Raw genomic sequence first — 21,412 nt, forward strand, 5'->3', positions numbered from 1 at the left:
CGGCGGGGGTACGGACACGGCGCCGGTGCGCGGCCCCGGGCGGAGGCTCGCGGGGGGCCTCAGGAGGGCGTGCGGGCGGAGGAGGGGTTCCGGGACATGGCGGCCACGAAGGCCCGCTCGACGTCGGAGGTGGACAGCACGCCGTAGACCTCTCCGCCGGCCTCGACGACCAGGTATTCGGTGGCGGGGGTGGCGCGGAGGGTGTCGAGGAGCTCCTCGCCGGCGAGGTCGGCGGGGACGCGCATGCCGTCCTTGAGGTCCTGGGCGAGGGCGCTGACGGCGACCCAGGGGCGGCGGTGCTCGGGGACGCCGACGATGGCGGCTTCGCGGACGAGGGCGGTGGGGCTGCCGCGGCCGTCGACGACGACGAGGGCGCGGGCGCCGGCTTCCCCGGCGCGGCGCAGGGCCTCGGAGAGGGGGGTGGCGGCCTGGACGGGGACGGCGCGGCGGGTGAGGGCGCGGGCCGAGAGGGCGGGGAGGCGCTCGCGCAGGCGGGCCATGCGGAGGCTGTTGCCGGCGCCGGTCCAGATGATGGCGGCGAGGATCGCCGCGAGGAGGGCGTCGGTGAGGGAGTCGAGGCCCCCGAGGTCCGCCCCGGACTCGCCGAGGCCGCCGCCGGCGCGGGTGAGCAGGGGCAGGCCGATGAGGACGGCGACGGCGAGGGCGCGGCCGATCCAGGCGGCGGCGACGGTGCCGGTCATGGGGTTGCCGCTGAGCTTCCAGACGACGGCGCGGAGCATGCGGCCGCCGTCCAGCGGGAGGCCGGGGAGCAGGTTGAAGGCGGCGACGAGGAGGTTGGAGACCATGAGGCCGGCGAGGAGGACGCCGGGGACGGTGCCGGGCTCGACGGCGAGCACGCCGAGGTAGAAGACGCCGGCGAGGACGAGGGAGAGGAGGGGGCCGACGAAGGCGAGGACGAACTCGCGGCCGGGGGTCTCGGTCTCCTTCTCGATTTCGGAGACGCCGCCGAAGAACTGGAGCTGGATGCGGCGCACGGGGAGCTTGAAGCGGAGGGCGGCGACGGTGTGGGCGAGCTCGTGGACGAGGACCGAGGCGTAGAAGGCGACGGCGAAGAAGAGGGAGACGAGGTAGCGGGCGCGGCCGAGCTCGGGGAGCACGCGGTCGAGCTGGCCGCCGAAGACCCAGGTGATGAGGGCGGCGACGAGGAACCAGCTGGGGGCCACGTAGACGGGTACGCCGAAGGGGCGTCCCATGAGGATGCCGCCGCCGCTGCCCCGGGCGCGTTCGGGCGGGGGCTTGCCGGGCTCGTGCCGGTGACCGGCGTCCCCGCCGCCGGACCTGCTCTGCCCGCTGTTCTCCACGGTGTCCCCTCGTCGGATGCGGCCCTCGCAGGTGACCGGTGCTGCTCCGATCATGCAGTGCGAAGGGGTCTGTGGTCGATGGTATGACGCCGGCTGTCGGTGGCGGGCCTTAGGGTTTTCTGTCATGGGTATGGACAGTGGGGCCCCTGCCGGGCAGGCCGGGTCGGACGCGCGCCGCGGGCCTGCGGAGACGGGGACGGGTGCGGGGCGGCCGAAGGCGCTCTCGCCGTCGCGGGCGGGCGATTTCATGCAGTGCCCGCTGCTGTACCGGTTCCGGGTGATCGACCGGCTGCCGGAGAAGCCGAGCGCGGCGGCCACGCGCGGCACGGTGGTGCACGCGGTGCTGGAGCGGCTCTTCGACGCTCCCGCGGCGGAGCGGACGACGGAGCGGGCCCGGGGGCTGGTGCCCGGCGAGTGGGAGCGGCTGCTGGCCTCCCGCCCGGAGCTGGCCGAGCTCTTCCACGACGAGGACGGCGCGCACGATCCGGCGCTGCTGGCGAAGTGGCTGGGTGAGGCGGAGCGGCTGGTCGAGCGCTGGTTCACGCTGGAGGACCCGACGCGGCTGGAGCCCGCGGAGCGCGAGCTGTACGTGGAGACGGCGCTGGAGTCGGGCCCGCTGCTGCGCGGATTCATCGACCGGGTGGACGTGGCGCCGACGGGCGACGTGCGCATCGTGGACTACAAGACGGGCAAGGCTCCGGCCCCGCGGTTCCGCTCCGAGGCGCTGTTCCAGATGACGTTCTACGCGCTGGTGCTGTGGAAGCTGAAGGGCCGGGTGCCGCGCCGGCTCCAGCTGGTCTACCTCGGCAGTGGTGACGTGCTGACGTACGACCCGGTGGAGGAGGAGCTGCGGGCGGTCGAGCGCAAGCTGCGGGCGCTGTGGGACGCGATCGTGCTGGCCACGGAGACCGGTGAGTGGCGGCCGCGGCCGACGAAGCTGTGCGGCTGGTGCGACCACCAGGCGGTGTGCCCGGAGTTCGGCGGCACTCCCCCGCCGTATCCGCTGCCGATCGTGGCGCAGCGCGACGGCCGGGTGGCCACCGGGGAGGGCGAGCAGGGCAGAATGGACTCGGTCTAACGAAGGAGTTCCTGTGGCGATCCGCGTCCTACTGGTCGACGACCAGCCGCTGCTGCGCACCGGCTTCCGGATGATTCTCGAAGCGGAACAGGACCTCGCGGTGGTGGGCGAGGCGGGGGACGGCCTGCAGGCGCTGGATCAGGTGCGGGCCCTGCAGCCGGACGTGGTCCTGATGGACATCCGGATGCCCCGGATGGACGGCGTCGAGGCGACGCGCCAGATCACCGGTCCGGACCGGAACGGCCCGGCGAAGGTGCTGGTGCTGACCACCTTCGACCTCGACGAGTACGTGGTGGAGGCGCTGCGGGCGGGTGCGAGCGGTTTCCTGCTGAAGGACGCGCCGGCGAATGAGCTGGTGCAGGCGATCCGGGTGGTGGCGGGCGGTGAGGCGATGCTCGCGCCGAGCATCACGCGCCGGCTGCTGGACAAGTACGCGGGTCATCTGCCGTCGGGCGAGGAGCCGCTGCCGGACACGCTGCACACGCTGACGGACCGCGAGGTCGAGGTGCTGAAGCTGGTGGCGCGCGGTCTGTCGAACGCGGAGATCGCGGCGGATCTGTTCGTCAGTGAGACCACGGTGAAGACGCATGTGGGGCACGTCCTGACGAAGCTGGGGCTGCGGGACCGGGTGCAGGCTGCGGTCTACGCGTACGAGAGCGGGCTGGTGCGGCCGGGCGCGCAGTAGCCGCCCGCTTCTCTCCCTTGAAAAGCACGGTGCCCTCCCCCGGATGTCCCGGGGGAGGGCACGTTCGCGTCGGGGGCGGGTCAGCCCTTCGCGGACTTGCTGATCTCCCAGAAGCGGAAGACGGTCGAGGCGTCGAGGGTCCACTGGAGACCGGAGACGCGCTCGCTGGCCACGGCGTACTGCTTGCCCTGCCAGAGCGGGAGGAGCGGCACGTCCTGGGCGACGGTGTTCTGCACCTTGGCGTAGTCGCTGACGGTGGAGGGCCGGCTGCCGTTGGCGGCGGTGGCCAGGATGCGGCTGGTGATCTCCTTGGACTCGTAGTTGTTGGAGACCACGTTGTCCTCGCCGAAGAAGGGCGCGGTGAAGTTGTCCGGGTCCGGGTAGTCGGGGACCCAGCCCTTCACGTAGACGCCGTACTTGCCGGCGGCGATGCCCTGCTCGTACTCCTCCAGCGGGACGGACTTCACGTCCGCCTCGAAGAGGCCGCTCTTGTTGAGCTGCTGCGCGATGGCCTGGAACTCCGGGACGGTGCCCGGGCCGTAGCGGACCGGGGTGGCCCACAGGGTGAGCTTGACCTTGTCCTTGATGCCGGCGGAGCTCAGGGCGGCGGCGGCCTTGTCCTGCTGCGGCCGGTCGCCGTAGGTGTCGTAGAACGAGGTCTTGTGACCGGTGATGCCGCTGGGGACGATCGAGTACAGCGGCTCGGCGGTGCGCTTGTAGACGTCGCGGACGAGGGCGCTGCGGTCGATCAGGTAGGCGATGGCCTTGCGGACGCCGACCTTGCCGACGACGGGGTCCTTGGTGTTGAACACCAGGTGCTGGACCTCGGCGCTGGTGCCCTCGACGACCTTGAGGTTGTGCTTGCCGGCCGCGGCGTCGAGGTCGGCGATGTCCTTCATGGCGAGACCACGGTAGGCGAGGTCGATGTCGCCCTTCTGGACGGCTTCCTTCAGCGCGGTCTGCTCGCCGTGGAAGAGCTTCATCGTCACGCCGCGGTTCTGGACGACGGCGCTGCCCTTGTAGTCCTTGTTGACCGAGAACTTGGCCTGCTTCTCGTCGTAGGAGTCCAGCTTGTAGACGCCGGAGCCGACGGCCTTGCCGTCGGTGCGGAGCTTGTCCGCGGGGTACTCCTGGTGGTCCACGATCGAGCCGGCGCCCGAGGCGATCTTCTGCGGGAAGGTGGCGTCGGAGCGCTTGAGCTCGAAGACGACGTTCAGCTTGTCCGGCGTCCTGATGTTCTTGATCGAGGACAGCAGGGCCGAGGCGGGACCCTTCTTGTCGTTGATCTTCAGGGTGCGGTTGAAGGAGTAGGCGACGTCCTCGGAGGTGAGGTCGTGGCCGTTGCTGAACTTGAGCCCCTCCTTGAGGGTGCACTGGTAGACGGTGCTGCTCTCGTCCTTGAAGCTGCACTTGTCGGCGGCGTCGGGCTAGGGGATGGTGCTCCCCTTGGGGAAGCTCATCAGCGACTGGAAGATGTTGTTGAACACGATCCAGGAGCCCGGGTCGTAGCCGGATGCCGGGTCGGTGGACACGACCTCGTCGGACATCCCCATGACCACCGACTCACCGGTGCCGCCGGCGTTGCCGTCTTCCGAACCGCACCCGGTGAGCAGGGCGGCGGCGAGCCCCGCACCGAGCGGGGCGGCAAGCCACTGGTCACGTTTCCTCACGTGCACGTTCCTCACAGTTTCCTTGTTCGTCTCTGAACAAATCGTGAACAGGTCGTCGGCAGAACCGGTCTGACGGCTGGGTGCCTCACACGCCGCGGGCGAGTTCCCACGGCTGCATCTCGGAGGCGGAGTTGAGCGCCCACTCGGCACCGGTGACGTTCTCCCGGGCCGCCACGTACTGCTTGCCCTGCCACAGCGGCAGCACCGGCACCTCGTCGGCGACGATGTCCTGAGCCTGCTGGAAGTACTTGGCCGCCGCTTCGCGCTGCGCGGCCTCGCGGGAGTCCGGGATCAGCTCGTTGCTGATCTTGTTGTTCCGGTACGGCGAGCGGAGGAAGTTGTCCCGGCCGATGAAGGGGGCGACGAAGTTGTCGGGGTCCGGGAAGTCGGGGAACCAGCCCATGCCGTAGACGGCGTACTTGCCGGCGGCGGCCTCGGGCCGGAAGTCGGACCACTCCTTGCCCTGGAGCTTGACGCTGAACAGCCCGCTGTCGTTGAGCTGCTTCTGCAGGGTCTTGAAGGACTTCTCGGTCGCCTCACCGTAGTGGTCGGTGGTGTAGGTGAGGGTGAGCGGTACGGGGGTGCTGACGTTGCCGGAGCGCAGGATGCCGCGGGCCTTCTCCGCGCTGGGGTCGCCGTACTTGTTGGAGAACGAGTTCTGGTGACCGGTGATGCCCATGGGGACCAGCGAGTACAGCGGGTCGTTGGTGCGGTCGTAGGAGTCGCGGGCCAGCGCCGCGCGGTCGACGATCTGGGCCATGGCCTGGCGGACGGCCTTGTTCTTCACCGTCGGGTCGTCGGTGTTGAAGGCGAGATAGCTGATCTCCTGGCCGGGGGCTTCGAGCAGCTTGACGTCCTTGCCCGCCTCCCCGCGCAGGCGGCTGACCTGGTCCGGGGAGAGGGTGCGGTTCATGATGTCGATGTCGCCCGCCTTGAGGGCCTTCTCCATCGACCGGGAGTCGTCGTAGAAGCGCATCTCGACCTTGTCGTTCTGCGGCTCGACGGCGCCCTGGTAGTCCTTGTTGCGGTTGAGCACGGCCTTGACGACGCGGCCGTCCTTCTCCTCGGTCTGCAGCGTGTACGGGCCGGAGCCGACGACCTTGAAGCCGTTGTCGAGCTTGTTCTTGTCGTAGGACTCGGCGTCGACGATGGCGGCGGCCGGGGTGGCGATCTTCTGCGGGAAGGTCGCGTCGGGCGTCTTCAGCTGGAAGACGACCTCCAGCTCGCTCGGCGTCTCGACCCGGTCGATGTTGCTGAGCAGCGAGACCGGGCCGTTCTCGAAGTTGATGGTGCGGGCGCGGTCGATGGAGAACTTGACGTCCTCGGCGGTGAGCGCGTGCCCGTTGGAGAACTTCAGGCCGCTGCGCAGGGTGCAGCGGAACTGCTCGTTCTTGCGGTCGCCCCACGAGCACTTGGAGGCGGCGTCGGGGGCGGGGGTGGTCCCGGAGCGGGGCAGCCGCAGCAGCGTCTGGAAGGTGCTGTGGAGGACGTTCCAGACGCCGATGTCGTACGCGGCGGCCGGATCGAACGGCGCGGGGGCGTCGGTGGTCTCCTCGAACCGGTCGGTGGTGCCGATGACGATGGCGCCGCCGCCCTTGCCGGCTCCGCCGCTCCCGCCGCAGGCGACGAGCACGGGGGCCAACAGGGCTGCCACGGTCGGCAGCACCAGCGTCTTGCGGTTCATTGTGTGGGGTTCTCCCTGTGATGCGTTCGGTTCCCGGGACCCTACCGAGGAGCGGTGCGCGGGCCCACGGGCAAGCCGTGAAGTTCTCGCGAAAAGATTAGTGCCGGGGGCCGGTGCCACCGGAACACGGAGAAGTTGACGCGATATCACGCGGCGATAACAGCGGCGGGTTTCACCGATATCCGGACGCAGGAACGATCCACGCACTCGATCACCAATCGGGACACAAGGGTGCGCTTCAACCCGGGTCAGGGCGCCATCGGGTGATCGTTTCCGCACACAACGCCGCCGTGGGCGGTGACGAAGGTCACTCGGGCGACTTTCCCCCGGCCGCGGGAATTAAGTCACCGCATTCGTCACGGAAAACACTCGTTCCGGCGCCCAGAGTTCCTTGAACTTTCCCCGGGGCACGCTCAGTGCACGGGCCGGTGCATTCCCGTGATCAGACCCCGGAGAAAACCGAGATCCACTTCCTCCAGGGAGCCGACGACGGTCCGCCCGGCGGCGGGCGGGATGGGTGCCACCGACGGCACCGCCACCACCCGGCAGCCGGCCGCCTCCGCGGCCGTGACCCCGGTCAGGGTGTCCTCCACGACCGCGCACCGGCCGGGCTCGGCCCCGAGCCGGGCGGCCGCCAGCAGATACGGGTCAGGATGCGGCTTCGTGCGCTCGATCTCGTCGCCCGCGACGGTCAGCGCGAAGTTCTCCCGGCCCAGGGAGAGCAGCACGCGGTCGATGATCTCCCGGTGCGAGGCCGAGACCAGGGCGGTGGGGATCTTGTGGGCGGCGAGCTCGGCGAGCAGCCGGCGGGCGCCCGGCATCAGCGGCACCCCGCGCCCGATCATCTCGGAGAAGCGCGTGTTGAGCAGGACGGTGAGCTCCGTCAGAGCGATCTTCGCGCCCGTGGCCCGGATCAGGAAGGAGGCGCTGCGCGCCATCGGGCCGCCGACGACGACCTCGCGGTACTCCTCCAGCAGCTGGTGCCCCAGCTCGGCGAAGACGGCGACCTCCACCTCCCACCAGAAGCCCTCCGTGTCGACGAGGGTGCCGTCCATGTCGAGCAGGACCGCCTGCAGGGCGGAGCCCGCGGCCGCACGGGGCGGGGCAACGGGGATGCTGCTGGTCATCCGGGGCACACCTCCTGGGGGACGAGAAGGCCGGTTCGCGCGGCCCCCGGCGGGGCTGTGCGAACCGGCCTTCACCGGACCGACAAGTGTACGGCGGACGGTTGCGGACGTCTCTTCAATATCGGGGATTCGTCACATCGGGGGCCCCGGGACCGGGCCCCCCGCCCCACCTGCCGCTGCTGCCTCAGGCCTCTTCTTCGGGCCCCTCGGGCTCCTCCTCGGGCGCCGCCCCCTCGTCCTTCGGCGACCGCTGCGGGCGCGTGCGCCCGCTGGTGGTGTCGCGCAGGTACGAGCCGTCGCCCTGCTGCGGGTCGCGGCGGCGCAGATAGCGCTCGAACTCGCGGGCGATGGCCTCGCCGGAGGCCTCCGGCAGGTCCGCCGTGTCGCGCGCCTCCTCCAGGGACTGCACGTACTCGGCGACCTCGCTGTCCTCGGCCGCCAGCTGGTCGACGCCCAGCTGCCAGGCCCGCGCGTCCTCCGGCAGCTCGCCGAGCGGGATGCGCAGGTCGATCAGGTCCTCCAGGCGGTTCAGGAGCGCCAGGGTGGCCTTCGGGTTGGGCGGCTGCGAGACGTAGTGCGGCACGGCGGCCCACAGGCTCACCGCCGGGACACCGGCGTGGGCGCAGGCCTCCTGGAGGATGCCGACGATCCCGGTCGGGCCCTCGTAGCGGGACTCCTCCAGGTCCATGGTCCGTGCGAGGTCGGGGTCGGAGGTGACGCCGCTGACCGGCACGGGCCGCGTGTGCGGGGTGTCCCCGAGCAGCGAGCCCAGGACGACCACCAGCTCCACGCCGAGCTCGTGGGCGAAGCCCAGGATCTCGTTGCAGAACGAGCGCCAGCGCATGCTGGGCTCGATGCCGCGCACCAGCACGAGGTCGCGCGGTGCCCCCTTGCCGTCGCCGCCGGTGCGGACGACGGACAGTCTGGTCGTCGGCCACGTGACCTTGCGGACCCCGCCGTCGAGCCAGACCGTGGGGCGGTTGACCTGGAAGTCGTAGTAGTCCTCGGCGTCGAGCGCGCCGAACACCTCGCCCTTCCACTCCCGGTCCAGGTGCGCGACCGCGCTGGAAGCAGCGTCCCCCGCGTCGTTCCAGCCCTCGAAGGCACAGATCATGACCGGGTCGATCAGCTCGGGTACCCCCTCAAGCTCGATCACCCAGCGCCTCCTTCCGACCGGGCCCCCGCACGGTGGCTCCGGTTGCTGTTCCTTGCGGATTTTTCTGCTGCTCTGTTGTGCGACCCCAAGACTACGACTTCCCTGCTGCCCGGTCGCAGCCCCTGTACGGGCTCTTCCTCAGCCCCTTGCGCCCCATCCGTTCCGGTAGGCACGCCAGTCGTCCTCGGTGGCGGCGAAGTCCACGTAGAGCGCCAGGCCGAAGCGCGTGCGGCCGCGGTCCTCGCGGGACAGGCCGAGCCGCGCGCCGCGGACGGCCGCCGCGGCCGTCTCGGCGTGACCGTGGTGGCCGAGATCGTCCGTGTGGTAGAAGGGCAGGCCCATCAGCAGGTCGGTGCCGGCGGGCGTGACCTGCAGGGCGAGCTCGGTCTGCCGGGCGACGTAGCCGCCGTAGAGGCTCTCGACGGGCAGGGCCGTGTCGTACGACATGACCGCGATCTGGTCGGTGCGGCGCGCGACTTGGGCGAAGTAGCGCTGCGTCCACCACTTGGGGCTGCCGGCCAGGCGGGCGGCGGCGTGCATCGCGGGCACCGGGTCGATCTGCTGGGCGGCGACCGACAGCACTCCCCCGGCGTCCCGCACCGCCGGGTGCAGGGCGTCGAGCAGCGCGAGGAAGCCGCGGTCGCCGGTGCGGACGGGTTCGACGTCGAGGTGGACGCCCTCGAAGCCGGCCCGCACGACCTGCCGCGCGCTCTCGACGACGGCGGCGCGGGCCCGCGGGTCGTCCAGGCGCAGGCCGCCGGAACCCTCGCCGGGGCGCACCAGCTTGTCGCCCAGCCAGGCCTGGATGCGGATGCCGGGCAGCTCGCGGTGCAGGACGCCGAGCATCCGGCGGGCGTCGGGGTAGGCGGTGGCGGGCAGGGTGCCGTCGTGCTCCAGCGGGCCCGCGTGGATGTACAGGTCGCGCATGCCGGTGCCGGCGAGGTTGCGCTTGAGCGCGGCGACGTCCTCGGGCCCGCGCCGTCCGTCGAGCCACGCGTGGCCGAGCCACACGGCGTCCCGGCCGCGGGTCACGGCGTCGGCGGCGGGCGTCCCGGCGTACGAGGCCCGCAGGACGCTGCCCGCGGCGACGACGGGCGCCAGCACCACCAGGACGAGGGCCAGGAGAACCCGTATCGCCGTCTTCCTGCGCGGACGCCACGCGCGCACCCGGGCCACCAGGGACCGGCCGGCCTGCTTCTTCATCTCGTCCCCCTCGTTTTTTCTTAGGGACGACAAAAAGAGCAGGTCAGTTGCCCTGTGGCGAAAACGGGACGCCCCGGGGGCGGGACACGCAGGGTGTCCCGCCCCCGGGGCCGCGGCGGGTGCCGGCGGATCAGCCCTTGTCGGCCAGCATGTCCTTGACGCGGGCGCGGACGTTCTCGTCGTCCAGGCCGCGGATGGTCAGGGTCGTGCGGCGGCGCAGGACGTCGTCGACGGTCTCGGCCCACTCGTGGTCGCGGGCGTAGGCGACCTGGGCCCAGATCTCCGGGCCGTCGGGGTGGATGCGCTCGCCCAGCTCGGGGTTCTCGTTGACCATGCGCGCGATGTCGAAGGACAGCGAGCCGTAGTGCGAGGCGAGGTGGCGGGCGGTCAGCGGGTCCATGCGGGCGCCGGGCTCGCGGTCGACGAGCAGGCGGTGGGCGACCGCGTTGGGGTTGGCGACGCCGGGCAGCGGGGTGCGGCGGACGAGGCTGGAGATGGGCTCCATGTCCTCGGTCAGCGGGCTGCCGGGCACCTGGGCCAGCTTCTTCATGACCGTGCGGCCGATGTGACGGTAGGTCGTCCACTTGCCGCCGGCGACGGAGAGCATGCCGCCCTTGCCCTCGGAGACGACCGTCTCGCGCTTGGCCTGGGCGACGTCGCCCGGGCCGCCGGGCAGCACGCGCAGGCCCGCGAAGGCGTACGTCATCAGGTCGCGGTCGAGGTCCGCGTCCTGGATGGAGAACGCCGCCTCGTCGAGGATCTGCTGGATGTCCGCCTCGGTGGCGCGCACGTCCGCCGGGTCACCCTCGTACTGGGTGTCCGTGGTGCCCAGCAGCAGCTGGTCCTCCCACGGCAGGGCGAAGGTGATGCGGTACTTGTCGATCGGGGTGGCCATGGCGGCCTTCCACGGCGACTTGCGCTTCATCACGATGTGCGCGCCCTTGGAGAGGCGGATCGACGGCGCGGCGCCCTTGTCTTCCAGCTTGCGCAGGTGGTCCACCCACGGGCCGGTGGCGTTGAGGACGACGCGCGCGTCGATGCCGAACTCGGTGCCGTCCATGCGGTCCTTGAGCTCGGCGCCGGTGACCTTGCCGTGCGTGAAGCGCAGGCCGGTCACCTCGGCGTGGTTGAGCACCACGGCACCGGACTCGACCGCCGCGCGGACCGTCATGACGGCCACGCGGGAGTCGTTCATCTGGTGGTCGTAGTAGACCGCGACGGCCTTCAGGTTGTCCGTGCGCAGACCGGGGTTGTCGGCCTTGGCCTTGGCCGGGGAGATCACCTTGCCGACGCCGTCGCCGAAGGCGGACAGCGCCGAGTAGGCGAAGACACCGGCGCCGAGCTTGGCCGCGCCGACCGGGCCGCCCTTGTACACGGGCAGGTAGAAGGTGAGCGGGTTGACCAGGTGCGGGGCCACGTCCTTGGCCAGCACCCGGCGCTCGTGGTGGTTCTCCGCGACCAGCTTGACCGCGCCGGTCTGCAGGTAGCGCAGACCGCCGTGGACCAGCTTGGAGGAGGCGGAGGAGGTGGCGCCGGCGAAGTCGCCGGCGTCCACCATCGCGACCCGCAGGCCGGACTGCGCGGCGTGCCAGGCCACCGAGGTGCCCAGGATGCCGCCACCGATCACCAGGAGGTCGTACGTCGCCTTGGACAGCCGTTCCCGGGTCTCGGCGCGGCCCGGGTTGGCGCCGGCAGCCGGGTGCGTTCCCAGGGTCGGAACGCTCTGCGGGGTTGTCATGATTACTCCTCGTCCTCGATCCAGCCCATGGTCCGCTCGACGGCCTTGAGCCAGTTCTTGTACTCGCGGTCACGCGTGTCCGCGTCCATGCGGGGGGTCCACTCGGCGGCCCGGCGCCAGTTGGCGCGCAGCGCGTCGGTGTCCGGCCAGAAGCCGACGGCCAGGCCGGCGGCGTAGGCAGCGCCGAGGCAGGTCGTCTCGGCGACCATCGGGCGCACGACGGGTGCGTCCAGGAAGTCCGAGAGGGTCTGCATCAGCAAGTTGTTGGAGGTCATGCCGCCGTCGACCTTGAGTGCGGTCAGCTCGACGCCCGAGTCCTTGGTCATGGCGTCGGTGATCTCGCGGGTCTGCCAGGCGGTGGCCTCGAGCACGGCGCGGGCGATGTGCGCCTTGGTGACGTAGCGGGTCAGGCCCGCGATCACGCCGCGCGCGTCGGAGCGCCAGTAGGGGGCGAACAGGCCGGAGAAGGCCGGCACGAAGTAGGCGCCGCCGTTGTCCTCGACGGAGCTGGCGAGCGTCTCGATCTCGGCGGCGCTCTTGATCAGGCCCATCTGGTCGCGCATCCACTGCACGAGGGAGCCGGTGACGGCGATGGAGCCCTCGAGGGCGTAGACGGGCTTCTCGTTCCCGATGCGGTAGCCGACGGTGGTCAGCAGGCCGTTGTAGGAGTTGACGGGCTCGTCGCCGGTGTTCATCAGCATGAACGTGCCGGTGCCGTAGGTCGACTTGGCCTCGCCCTCGGAGAAGCAGGTCTGGCCGAAGAGGGCGGCCTGCTGGTCGCCGAGCGCGGAGGCGACGGGGACGCCGGCGAGGGCGCCGCCCTTGGCGGTGCCGTAGACCTCGGCGGAGGAGCGGATCTCCGGCAGCACGGCGGCCGGGACCTCCATCGACTCCAGGATGCGCTCGTCCCAGTCGAGGCTGCGGAGGTTCATCAGCATCGTGCGGGAGGCGTTGGTGACGTCGGTCACGTGGACGCCGCCGTCGGCACCGCCGGTGAGGTTCCAGATGACCCAGGAGTCCATGGTGCCGAAGAGGATGTCGCCGGCCTCGGCGCGCTCGCGCAGGCCCTCGACGTTGTCCAGCAGCCAGCGGACCTTCGGGCCGGAGAAGTAGGAGGCCAGCGGCAGGCCGGTCTCACGGCGGAAGCGGTCCTGGCCGACGTTGCGGCCGAGCTCCTTGCACAGCGCGTCGGTGCGGGTGTCCTGCCAGACGATGGCGTTGTAGACCGGCTCGCCCGTGTTCTTGTCCCAGAGCAGCGTGGTCTCGCGCTGGTTGGTGATGCCGATGGCCTTGACGTCGGCGGCGGTGATGCCCGCCTTCTCGACGGCGCCGGCGACGACTTCCTGGACGTTGGCCCAGATCTCCTTGGCGTCGTGCTCGACCCAGCCCGGCTTCGGGAAGATCTGCTCGTGCTCCTTCTGGTCGACGGAGACGATGCGGCCGTCGCGGTCGAAGACGATGCAGCGGGAGGAGGTGGTGCCCTGGTCGATCGCCGCGATGAACGGGCCCTGGTTGTGCGCGTCGGTCATGGTGTGTCTGCTCCTGAAGGTCGGATGGTCTCGGCGGTGATCAGAACGCGATCTTGTGGATGCCTGCGGCCAGGGCGGCACCGACGAGCGGGCCGACCACGGGGATCCAGGCGTAGCCCCAGTCGGAACCGCCCTTGTTCGGCAGCGGCAGCAGGGCGTGCACGATGCGCGGACCCAGGTCACGGGCGGGGTTGATGGCGTAACCGGTCGGGCCGCCGAGCGAGAGGCCGATGCCCACGACGACGAAGGCGACCATGAGGGTGCCCGTGCCGCTGACGGCCAGGCCCTTGGTCAGACCCATGGTGAGGATGAACAGCACCAGGGCGGCGGTGCCGATGATCTCGGTGACGAGGTTCTGCACCACGTTGCGGATCTCGGGGCCGGTGGAGAAGATGCCGAGCACCGGACCGGCCTGCGGGGTCGCGGTCTGGTCGACCATGCCCTCGGCGGGGTTCAGGGTCGACACGAGCTCCGGGTCCGTCAGGTGGGCCTTGAACTGGCCGTAGTAGGCGAGCCACACCAGCGTGGCGCCGATCATCGCGCCCAGCAGCTGGGAGCCGATGTAGAGCGGCACGTCGCTCCACTTGACCGCGCCGTCGATGGCGAGGCCGAGGGTGACGGCGGGGTTGAGGTGCGCACCGGACTTGGCGCCGATGTAGGCACCCGTCAGCACGGCGAAGCCCCAGCCGAACGTGATGGCGAGCCAGCCCGCGTTCTGCGCCTTCGAACGCTTCAGGGTGACGGCGGCACAGACGCCGCCGCCGAGCAGGATCAACACTGCGGTACCGATGAGCTCACCGGTGAAGATGTCGGAGCTGGACACCCGCGACTCCTTTGTCCTTCGTCCAGGGGAAGGCGGACCCCGGGTCCCTCCGGTGGTCCGCAGCTCTCCGATGGAGAGCTTCGATCGGCCCGCGGCAGTGTCCACCATAGCGAATATTGTCGTTAGGTGTTCGACAATGCCGACCGATGCACGGCAGTTTTCTGCACTGTAAGAACCGCGTCAAGAGCCCTGTGACCGAAAACTCTAGGCAGGAGTGGCTGAAAATCGCCGTGCCGGATACGAGCGGTTACCGACCAGTAGTACCCGGTAGTCACCACCGGGCACAACAAAGTCCCCGGTGTCAGAAGCGGCCCGCGCCCAGGTCGCGGGAGACGGCGCGCGCGCAGTCCCGGACGGCGGCGACCAGCTGCGCCCGCAGCTCGCCGTCCTCGCAGACCCGCTCCACCGCACCCGTGATGCCGACGGCCCCCACGGGCATCCGGTGCCGGTCGTGGATGGGGGCGGCCACCGAGGCCACGCCGTCCCAGGTCTCCTCGACGTCCGCGGCCCAGCCGCGGGCGCGGGTCAGGTCGAGCACGCCCTCCAGGTCGGGCAGCGCGGTGACGGTCCGCCCGGTGAACGCCTCGCGCTCGGCCTCCAGCAGCTGGCTGTGCGCCACCGGGTCGTAGGCGCACAGCACCTTGCCGAGGGCCGTGCTGTGCAGCGGCTGCATGGCGCCCACCTCCAGCACCTGGCGGCTGTCGTCCGGACGGAAGACGTGGTGGACGATGAGCACCCCCTGCTGGTGCAGGACGCCGAGATAGACGCTCTCGCCGCTGGAGCGGGCCAGGTCGTCCGCCCACAGCAGGGCGCGGGCGCGCAGTTCGTGTACGTCCAGGTAGCTGTTGCCCAGGCGCAGCAGCTCGGCGCCGAGCTGGTAGCGGCCCGAGGCGGGGTCCTGCTCGACGAAGCCCTCCTGCTGCAGGGTGCGCAGGATGCCGTGGGCGGTGCCCTTGGCCAGCCCGAGTGCGGAGGCCACATCGGACAGTCCCAGCCGTCGTTCGCCCCCCGCGAGCAGCCGTAGCATCGCTGCCGCCCGTTCGAGCGACTGGATGGTCCGTGCCATCGCTCAACCTCCTCCGAAATGCCCGTTCGGCATTGCTGAACACTATCGGCCGATGCCGACCAGGAGATAGCTGACCGGCGGCGGGACCATGATCGCCGAGACGCTCCGGCCGCCGCGCACGGGCCCGTCCGCCGCGTATCCGTCCCGTATCCGAGGTGTGGGACACCCGCCCGAATTCCGGTTGGGGCGGTTACGCTGACGGCGTGCGCCTTCTTCCGGAGGGCGCAAAGCCGACAGCCGTCGCAACCCCGGGAGCACATCCATGGCCTCGTTCACGCCATCGACCGCAAGCACCGCCCGAGCCTCCGAACTGCGGGAGGCACTCGCCTCCCGGGTCGTCGTGGCCGACGGGGCCATGGGCACGATGCTCCAGGCGCAGGATCCGAGCATGGAGGACTTCGAGCAGCTCGAAGGCTGCAACGAGATCCTGAACGTCACCCGGCCCGACATCGTCCGCTCCGTCCACGAGGCGTACTTCGCGGTGGGCGTGGACTGCGTGGAGACCAACACCTTCGGCGCCAACCTCGCCGCCCTCGGCGAGTACGACGTCGCGCACCGCATCTTCGAGCTCTCCGAGGCCGGCGCCCGCGTCGCCCGCGAGACCGCCGACGACTTCACCGCCCGCGACGGGCGCACCCGCTGGGTGCTGGGCTCGGTGGGCCCGGGCACCAAGCTGCCGACGCTCGGTCACGCCCCGTACACCAGCCTGCGCGACGCCTACCAGCAGAACGTCGAGGGCCTGGTGGCCGGCGGCGTCGACGCGGTCCTGGTGGAGACCACGCAGGACCTGCTGCAGACCAAGGCCTCGGTCATCGGCGCCCGCCGCGCCATGGAGGCCCTCGGCGCGGACCTTCCGCTGCTCGTCCAGGTGACCGTCGAGACCACCGGCACGATGCTCCTGGGCTCCGAGATCGGCGCGGCGCTGACCGCCCTGGAGCCGCTGGGCATCGACATGATCGGCCTCAACTGCGCCACCGGACCGGCCGAGATGAGCGAGCACCTGCGCTATCTCTCGCGGCACGCCCGCACCCGCGTCTCGGCCATGCCCAACGCCGGCCTGCCGGTCCTGGGCAAGGACGGCGCGCACTACCCGCTCAGCCCGGCCGAGCTCGCGGACGCCCACGAGACCTTTGTCCGGGAGTACGGGCTGTCCCTGGTCGGCGGCTGCTGCGGCACGACCCCGGAGCACCTGCGCCAGGTGGTCGAGCGCGTCCGCGGGCTGCGGCCGACCGAGCGGGAGCCGCGCCCCGAGCCGGGCGCCGCCTCGCTCTACCAGACGGTCCCCTTCCGCCAGGACACCTCGTACCTCGCCATCGGCGAGCGGACGAACGCCAACGGCTCGAAGAAGTTCCGCGAGGCCATGCTGGACGGCCGCTGGGACGACTGCGTGGAGATGGCCCGCGACCAGATCCGCGAGGGCGCCCACCTGCTCGACCTGTGCGTGGACTACGTGGGCCGGGACGGCGTGGCGGACATGGCCGAGATCGCCGGCCGCTTCGCCACCGCCTCCACCCTGCCCATCGTGCTGGACTCCACCGAGCCGGCCGTCATCCAGGCGGGCCTGGAGAAGCTGGGCGGCCGGGCCGTCATCAACTCCGTCAACTACGAGGACGGGGACGGCCCCGAGTCCCGGTTCGCGCGGATCACCCGGCTGGCGGTCGAGCACGGCGCCGCGCTGATCGCGCTCACCATCGACGAGGAGGGCCAGGCCCGCACCGTCGAGAAGAAGGTCGAGATCGCGGAGCGGCTGATCGACGACCTCACGGGCAACTGGGGGGTGCAGGAGTCGGACATCCTCATCGACTGCCTCACCTTCACCATCTGCACCGGGCAGGAGGAGTCCCGCAAGGACGGCATCGCCACCATCGAGGCCATCCGCGAGCTCAAGCGCCGCCACCCCGACGTGCAGACGACGCTCGGCCTGTCCAACATCTCCTTCGGCCTCAACCCGGCCGCCCGGATGGTCCTCAACTCCGTCTTCCTCGACGAGTGCGTCAAGGCCGGCCTGGACTCCGCCATCGTCCACGCCTCGAAGATCCTCCCCATCGCGCGCCTGGACGAGGAGCAGGTCAAGGTCGCCTCCGACCTCATCTACGACCGCCGCAGCGAGGGCTACGACCCGCTGCAGCGGCTGCTGCAGCTCTTCGAGGGCGTGGACACCAAGTCCATGAAGGCGGGCAAGGCCGAGGAGCTGGCGGCGCTGCCGCTGGAGGAGCGGTTGCGGCGCCGGATCATCGACGGGGAGAAGAACGGCCTGGACGAGGACCTCGACGCGGCGCTCGCCGAGCGCCCGGCGCTGGACATCGTCAACGACACGCTGCTGGAGGGCATGAAGGTCGTCGGCGAGTTGTTCGGCTCGGGGCAGATGCAGTTGCCGTTCGTGCTGCAGTCGGCCGAGGTGATGAAGACGGCGGTAGCCTATCTGGAGCCGCACATGGAGAAGTCGGACGCGGAGGGCAAGGGCACGATCGTGCTGGCCACCGTCCGCGGTGACGTCCACGACATCGGCAAGAACCTCGTCGACATCATCCTGTCCAACAACGGCTACAACGTCGTCAACCTCGGCATCAAGCAGCCCGTCTCGGCGATCCTGGAGGCCGCCGAGGAGCACCGGGCGGACGTCATCGGCATGTCCGGGCTCCTGGTGAAGTCCACCGTGATCATGAAGGAGAACCTGGAGGAGCTCAACCAGCGCAAGCTGGCCGCCACCTACCCGGTCATCCTCGGCGGCGCGGCGCTCACCCGGGCCTACGTCGAGCAGGACCTGCACGAGATCTACGACGGCGAGGTCCGCTACGCCCGCGACGCCTTCGAGGGCCTGCGGCTCATGGACGCGCTGATCGCCGTCAAGCGGGGCGTGCCTGGCGCGTCCCTCCCGGAGCTCAAGCAGCGGCGGGTGGCGAAGAAGGCGGCGGCCGCCGTCCTGGAGGTGGAGGAGCCCGAGGGCTCCGTCCGCTCCGACGTCGCCGTCGACAACCGGGTGCCGGAGCCGCCGTTCTGGGGCACGCGCGTCGTCAAGGGCATCCCGCTGAAGGACTATGCGTCCTGGCTGGACGAGGGCGCGCTGTTCAAGGGCCAGTGGGGCCTGAAGCAGGCCCGCGCCGGCGGCCCGACCTACGAGGAGCTGGTGGAGACCGAGGGCCGCCCGCGGCTGCGCGGCTGGCTGGAGAAGCTCCACACCGAGAACCTGCTCGAAGCGGCCGTCGTCTACGGCTACTTCCCCTGCCACTCCAAGGGCGACGACCTCATCCTCCTCAATGAGGACGGCACCGAGCGCACGCGCTTCACCTTCCCCCGGCAGCGGCGCGGGCGCCGGCTGTGCCTCGCGGACTACTTCCGCCCGGAGGAGTCCGGCGAGAAGGACGTGGTGGGCCTGCAGGTGGTCACGGTCGGCTCCCGGATCGGGGAGGCCACGGCGGAGCTGTTCGCCGCCGACGCCTACCGCGACTACCTCGAACTCCACGGCCTGTCCGTCCAGCTGGCCGAGGCCATGGCCGAGTACTGGCACGCCCGCGTGCGCGCCGAGCTCGGCTTCGCCGGCGAGGACCCGGCGGACGTGGAGGACATGTTCGCCCTGAAGTACCGCGGCGCCCGCTTCTCCCTGGGCTACGGCGCCTGCCCGAACCTGGAGGACCGCGCCAAGATCGCCGAGCTGCTGCGGCCGGAGCGGATCGGGGTCCACCTCTCCGAGGAGTTCCAGCTGCACCCGGAGCAGTCCACCGACGCGATCGTCATCCACCACCCGGAGGCGAAGTACTTCAACGCGCGCTGAGCAGGGCGCCCGAGGGCCGGGCGCACACACCGCGGGTCGGTGTGTGCGCCCGGCCCTTTCGCTTGCCCGGACCATCTCCTGTGCCCGGACCATCTCTTGCTTACGTGAGCAAGACTCGCTATTTTTTGCTCATGGAAGCAAGATCTGACTCGGCCGAGCAAGAAGAGGCCGTGAAGAGGCCGTCCCGCAGGACGTTCACCGAGGCCGCCCGTCGCGCACAGATCGTGAACGCCGCGATCGAGGTCATCGCCGACGCCGGCTACGCCAAGGGCTCGTTCGCGAGGATCGCCCGCGAGGCCGGGCTGAGCAGCACGGGGATGATCTCGTACCACTTCGCCGGCAAGGACGACCTCATGCGGGAGGTCGTCGCCGAGGTCTCCCGGGTCGCCGAGGCGTACGTACGGCCCCGGATGGAGGAGCGGACCGGGGCCCGGGCCCGGCTGCGGGCCTTCATCGAGGCGAGCGTCGGGCTCGCCGGCGCGTACCCCAAGCACCTGCCCGCCATGATCGACGTGCTGGCCCACCTCCGGGACGACGACCCCTCCCGGCACGGCCTCCTCGGCACGGTGGACTCCGCGGCGGACGTGCAGGTCGAGCGGATGCGCGAAGCCCAGCGGAGCGGAGAATTCCGGGAGTTCGACCCGCGGGTGATGGTCACCGCGATCCGGGCGGCCATCGATGCGACGGTGACGCGCGCGGGCCGGGAGCCCGGCTTCGACGCGGCGGCCGCGGGGCGCGAGCTCGCGGACCTCTTCGACCACGCGACCCGGAGCGCGGAGCGGTGACCGCCCCCGCACAGGTGCGGACGGACGGCAGGACGGAGCGTCAGGAGGGCGCCTCTGCACGGAGGTTCCTGCTGCTGCAGCTCGTCTTCGACGTGGCCCTGCCCCTGGGCAGCTACTACGGGCTCCGCGCGCTGGGACTGGGCCAGTGGTGGTGCCTGACGCTGGGCACCCTGCTGGGCCTGCCCTGGATCGTCCATGGCATCGTCAAGCGCCGCAAGGTCGACGTCATGGGGCTGTTCACGCTGAGCATCATGGCCGTCGCCACGCTGCTGTCCCTGGTGACCGGGGACCCGCGGACCCTGCTCATCAGGGACAGCTGGCTCACCGCCGTGATCGGCCTGTGGGTGCTCGGCACCGTGCCGGCCCGCCGCCCCTTCATGCTCGGCGCGATGCGCAACGTCTTCCTGGCGAGGGGCGGGGAGGAAGCGGCGGCCGGGTGGGACTCCCGGTGGGACACCGACCCCGCCTTCCGCCGGAAGCTCCGGCTCCTGACCGGTGTGTGGGGAACGGTGTTCACCCTGGACGCGGGCGTCCGCGTGGCCTGCGCGGCCGTGCTGCCCGTCGACACGGTCCCGACCGTGAACACCGTGCAGTGGCTGGTGGTCCTGGCGGGCCTGATGGTCTTCCACAAGCGGTACATCACGCGGAAGGGCCTGACGGCCTGACACCGGCAGCCGGGCGCCGGACGCGGGACGGACGACGGGGGCCGTCCGGCGCCCGGCAGCGCGTCAGGGGACCCGCCGCACCGCCACCGCGTCGTACTGCGTCCCGGGCGCCGGCGGGATGTCCAGGCGGGAGTTGGGCAGGTAGAGCCGGTCGCCGTACGCGGCGACGGTCGTCGGGACCCGGAAGCGCGGGTCCGTGATCCGGGCGATCGCCCTGCCGCGCAGCCCCGTCGTGTCCATGCGGAAGACGTCCACGGCGTTCTGGAACTGCTGGACGACGTACAGCGTCCGGCCGAGCAGCAGGGCGCCGTCGCCGTCCGGGATCTTCGCGCCGCCCAGGTCCACGCGGCGGGCGCCGCCCGTGCGGGGATCCACGCGGTAGAGGCTGCCGCCCTCCGCGTAGACGTTGATGACCAGCAGGCCCAGGCCGTCGGGGGTGCGTTCGAGCCCGTTGGTGGTGAAGCCCTCGGCGGGCGCCTCGGCCCACTCGCCGCCGAGCGGGAGGGTCACCACCTCGCGCGGGTGCGGCAGCTCGCCGCGCGGGCCGAGCGGCAGGCCGTAGAGCTGCGGCTGGGTGGAGTCGGTGAACCAGGCCGCGCCGGGCGTGAGGACCACGTCGTTGACGACGGTGGCGGGCCTGCCGACCTCGTACGTGGCGAGGATCCGGCCCGTGCGTCCCTCGACGACGCGCAGCTGGCGCGATCCCCCGCCGGCGATGAAGACGCGGCCGTGCCGGTCGGTCTTGAGGCCGACGGACATGGCGTCCGTGCCGGTGGCGACGGTCTCGCCGCGGCCGGTGGCCAGGCTCGCGCGGTAGAGCGAGCCCCCGCCGAGCGAGCCGAACCAGGCGTACGGGCCGGGGCCGGTCGCGATGCCCTCGGGCCGGAAGCCGTCCGGCAGGGGGAACGCGGTGGGCCAGGAGGCGTCCGCCGGCTCGGCGCGGGCCGGCGCGGCGAGCGGCCCCGCGGCGGCGAGGGCGCCCAGAGCGGCGCCCGCTCCGAGGACTCTTCGGCGGGAGAGGGGACGGGAGGGCTGTTCAGCCATGGCGTGCGTCCTTCCGTGCTGCTGGTCGGCCGACCGGCTTACGGAACCACGGCCCGCACGGCGCC

The 21,412-nt window shown here is 71.2% G+C and carries 16 protein-coding genes and 1 pseudogene; 5 read left to right on the forward strand and 12 right to left on the reverse strand.

Annotation, left to right across the window (positions count from 1 at the left end):
- Nucleotides 1–59: 59 nt before the first annotated feature.
- Nucleotides 60–1,376 carry a site-2 protease family protein gene (locus B7P34_RS18120; RefSeq protein WP_353620250.1) on the reverse strand — a complete coding sequence of 439 codons (1,317 nt, stop codon included), beginning with the start codon at nucleotides 1,374–1,376 and terminating at the stop codon, nucleotides 60–62.
- Between the two features lie 76 nt (nucleotides 1,377–1,452).
- On the opposite strand from B7P34_RS18120, the gene B7P34_RS18125 reads away from it, so the two are divergent.
- Both B7P34_RS18125 and B7P34_RS18130 read left to right on the forward strand, forming a co-directional pair.
- Complete coding sequence (locus B7P34_RS18125) at nucleotides 1,453–2,400, forward strand: RecB family exonuclease (protein WP_106677769.1); 948 nt, start codon at nucleotides 1,453–1,455, stop codon at nucleotides 2,398–2,400.
- A gap of 13 nt (nucleotides 2,401–2,413) precedes the next feature.
- Entirely contained in the window at nucleotides 2,414–3,085 is a 672-nt protein-coding gene (locus B7P34_RS18130; RefSeq protein WP_030367627.1) for a response regulator, read from the forward strand.
- 80 nt (nucleotides 3,086–3,165) lie between these two features.
- Here B7P34_RS18130 and B7P34_RS18135 read toward each other — a convergent pair.
- From B7P34_RS18135 to B7P34_RS18175, 10 genes and pseudogenes are all read right to left on the reverse strand, one after another.
- Nucleotides 3,166–4,500: pseudogene (locus B7P34_RS18135) on the reverse strand (ABC transporter substrate-binding protein); the annotation flags it as partial.
- A 12-nt stretch (nucleotides 4,501–4,512) separates the two neighbouring features.
- Nucleotides 4,513–4,755 carry a hypothetical protein gene (locus tag B7P34_RS38660; RefSeq protein WP_223267969.1) on the reverse strand — a complete coding sequence of 81 codons (243 nt, stop codon included), beginning with the start codon at nucleotides 4,753–4,755 and terminating at the stop codon, nucleotides 4,513–4,515.
- Between the two features lie 85 nt (nucleotides 4,756–4,840).
- Nucleotides 4,841–6,439, reverse strand: coding sequence for an ABC transporter substrate-binding protein (locus tag B7P34_RS18140; protein WP_106677771.1), 1,599 nt, complete (start codon nucleotides 6,437–6,439; stop codon nucleotides 4,841–4,843).
- Nucleotides 6,440–6,852: 413 nt separating this feature from the next.
- Nucleotides 6,853–7,566, reverse strand: a complete 714-nt coding sequence (locus tag B7P34_RS18145; RefSeq protein WP_106677772.1) for an HAD family hydrolase — start codon at nucleotides 7,564–7,566, stop codon at nucleotides 6,853–6,855.
- Nucleotides 7,567–7,750: 184 nt separating this feature from the next.
- Nucleotides 7,751–8,722: a PAC2 family protein gene (locus tag B7P34_RS18150; RefSeq protein ID WP_106677773.1), complete on the reverse strand. Its 972-nt coding sequence runs from the start codon at nucleotides 8,720–8,722 to the stop codon at nucleotides 7,751–7,753.
- 138 nt (nucleotides 8,723–8,860) lie between these two features.
- On the reverse strand, nucleotides 8,861–9,925 hold the full coding sequence (locus tag B7P34_RS18155; protein ID WP_106677775.1) for a hypothetical protein: 1,065 nt from the start codon (nucleotides 9,923–9,925) through the stop codon (nucleotides 8,861–8,863).
- A gap of 130 nt (nucleotides 9,926–10,055) precedes the next feature.
- Complete coding sequence (locus B7P34_RS18160; RefSeq protein WP_106677776.1) at nucleotides 10,056–11,663, reverse strand: glycerol-3-phosphate dehydrogenase/oxidase; 1,608 nt, start codon at nucleotides 11,661–11,663, stop codon at nucleotides 10,056–10,058.
- A 2-nt stretch (nucleotides 11,664–11,665) separates the two neighbouring features.
- On the reverse strand, nucleotides 11,666–13,192 hold the full coding sequence (gene glpK / locus B7P34_RS18165) for a glycerol kinase GlpK (RefSeq protein ID WP_106677777.1): 1,527 nt from the start codon (nucleotides 13,190–13,192) through the stop codon (nucleotides 11,666–11,668).
- A gap of 40 nt (nucleotides 13,193–13,232) precedes the next feature.
- A complete protein-coding gene (locus B7P34_RS18170) occupies nucleotides 13,233–14,015 on the reverse strand; it encodes an MIP/aquaporin family protein (RefSeq protein ID WP_106677779.1) in 783 nt (260 codons plus the stop codon).
- 301 nt (nucleotides 14,016–14,316) lie between these two features.
- Nucleotides 14,317–15,081, reverse strand: coding sequence for an IclR family transcriptional regulator (locus tag B7P34_RS18175; RefSeq protein WP_106677780.1), 765 nt, complete (start codon nucleotides 15,079–15,081; stop codon nucleotides 14,317–14,319).
- 262 nt (nucleotides 15,082–15,343) lie between these two features.
- Here B7P34_RS18175 and metH point away from each other — a divergent pair, with 262 nt between their 5' ends.
- The 3 genes from metH to B7P34_RS18190 all read left to right on the forward strand — a co-directional run bounded on the left by metH (nucleotide 15,344) and on the right by B7P34_RS18190 (nucleotide 20,303).
- The gene (metH, locus tag B7P34_RS18180; protein ID WP_106677782.1) at nucleotides 15,344–18,853 is read left to right on the forward strand and encodes a methionine synthase; all 3,510 of its coding nucleotides are present in this window, start codon (nucleotides 15,344–15,346) and stop codon (nucleotides 18,851–18,853) included.
- A 131-nt stretch (nucleotides 18,854–18,984) separates the two neighbouring features.
- Entirely contained in the window at nucleotides 18,985–19,638 is a 654-nt protein-coding gene (locus tag B7P34_RS18185; protein WP_106677783.1) for a TetR/AcrR family transcriptional regulator, read from the forward strand.
- Nucleotides 19,635–20,303, forward strand: a complete 669-nt coding sequence (locus tag B7P34_RS18190; RefSeq protein ID WP_106677784.1) for a VC0807 family protein — start codon at nucleotides 19,635–19,637, stop codon at nucleotides 20,301–20,303. The genes B7P34_RS18185 and B7P34_RS18190 overlap by 4 nt, the downstream gene beginning before the upstream one ends.
- A gap of 63 nt (nucleotides 20,304–20,366) precedes the next feature.
- Here the strand turns inward: B7P34_RS18190 and B7P34_RS18195 are convergent, their stop codons facing one another.
- On the reverse strand, nucleotides 20,367–21,347 hold the full coding sequence (locus B7P34_RS18195; protein WP_106677786.1) for an SMP-30/gluconolactonase/LRE family protein: 981 nt from the start codon (nucleotides 21,345–21,347) through the stop codon (nucleotides 20,367–20,369).
- Nucleotides 21,348–21,412 lie beyond the last annotated feature (65 nt).

Source organism: Streptosporangium nondiastaticum, assembly GCF_003011965.1.
Taxonomy (GTDB): Bacteria; Actinomycetota; Actinomycetes; order Streptomycetales; family Streptomycetaceae; genus Streptomyces; species Streptomyces nondiastaticus.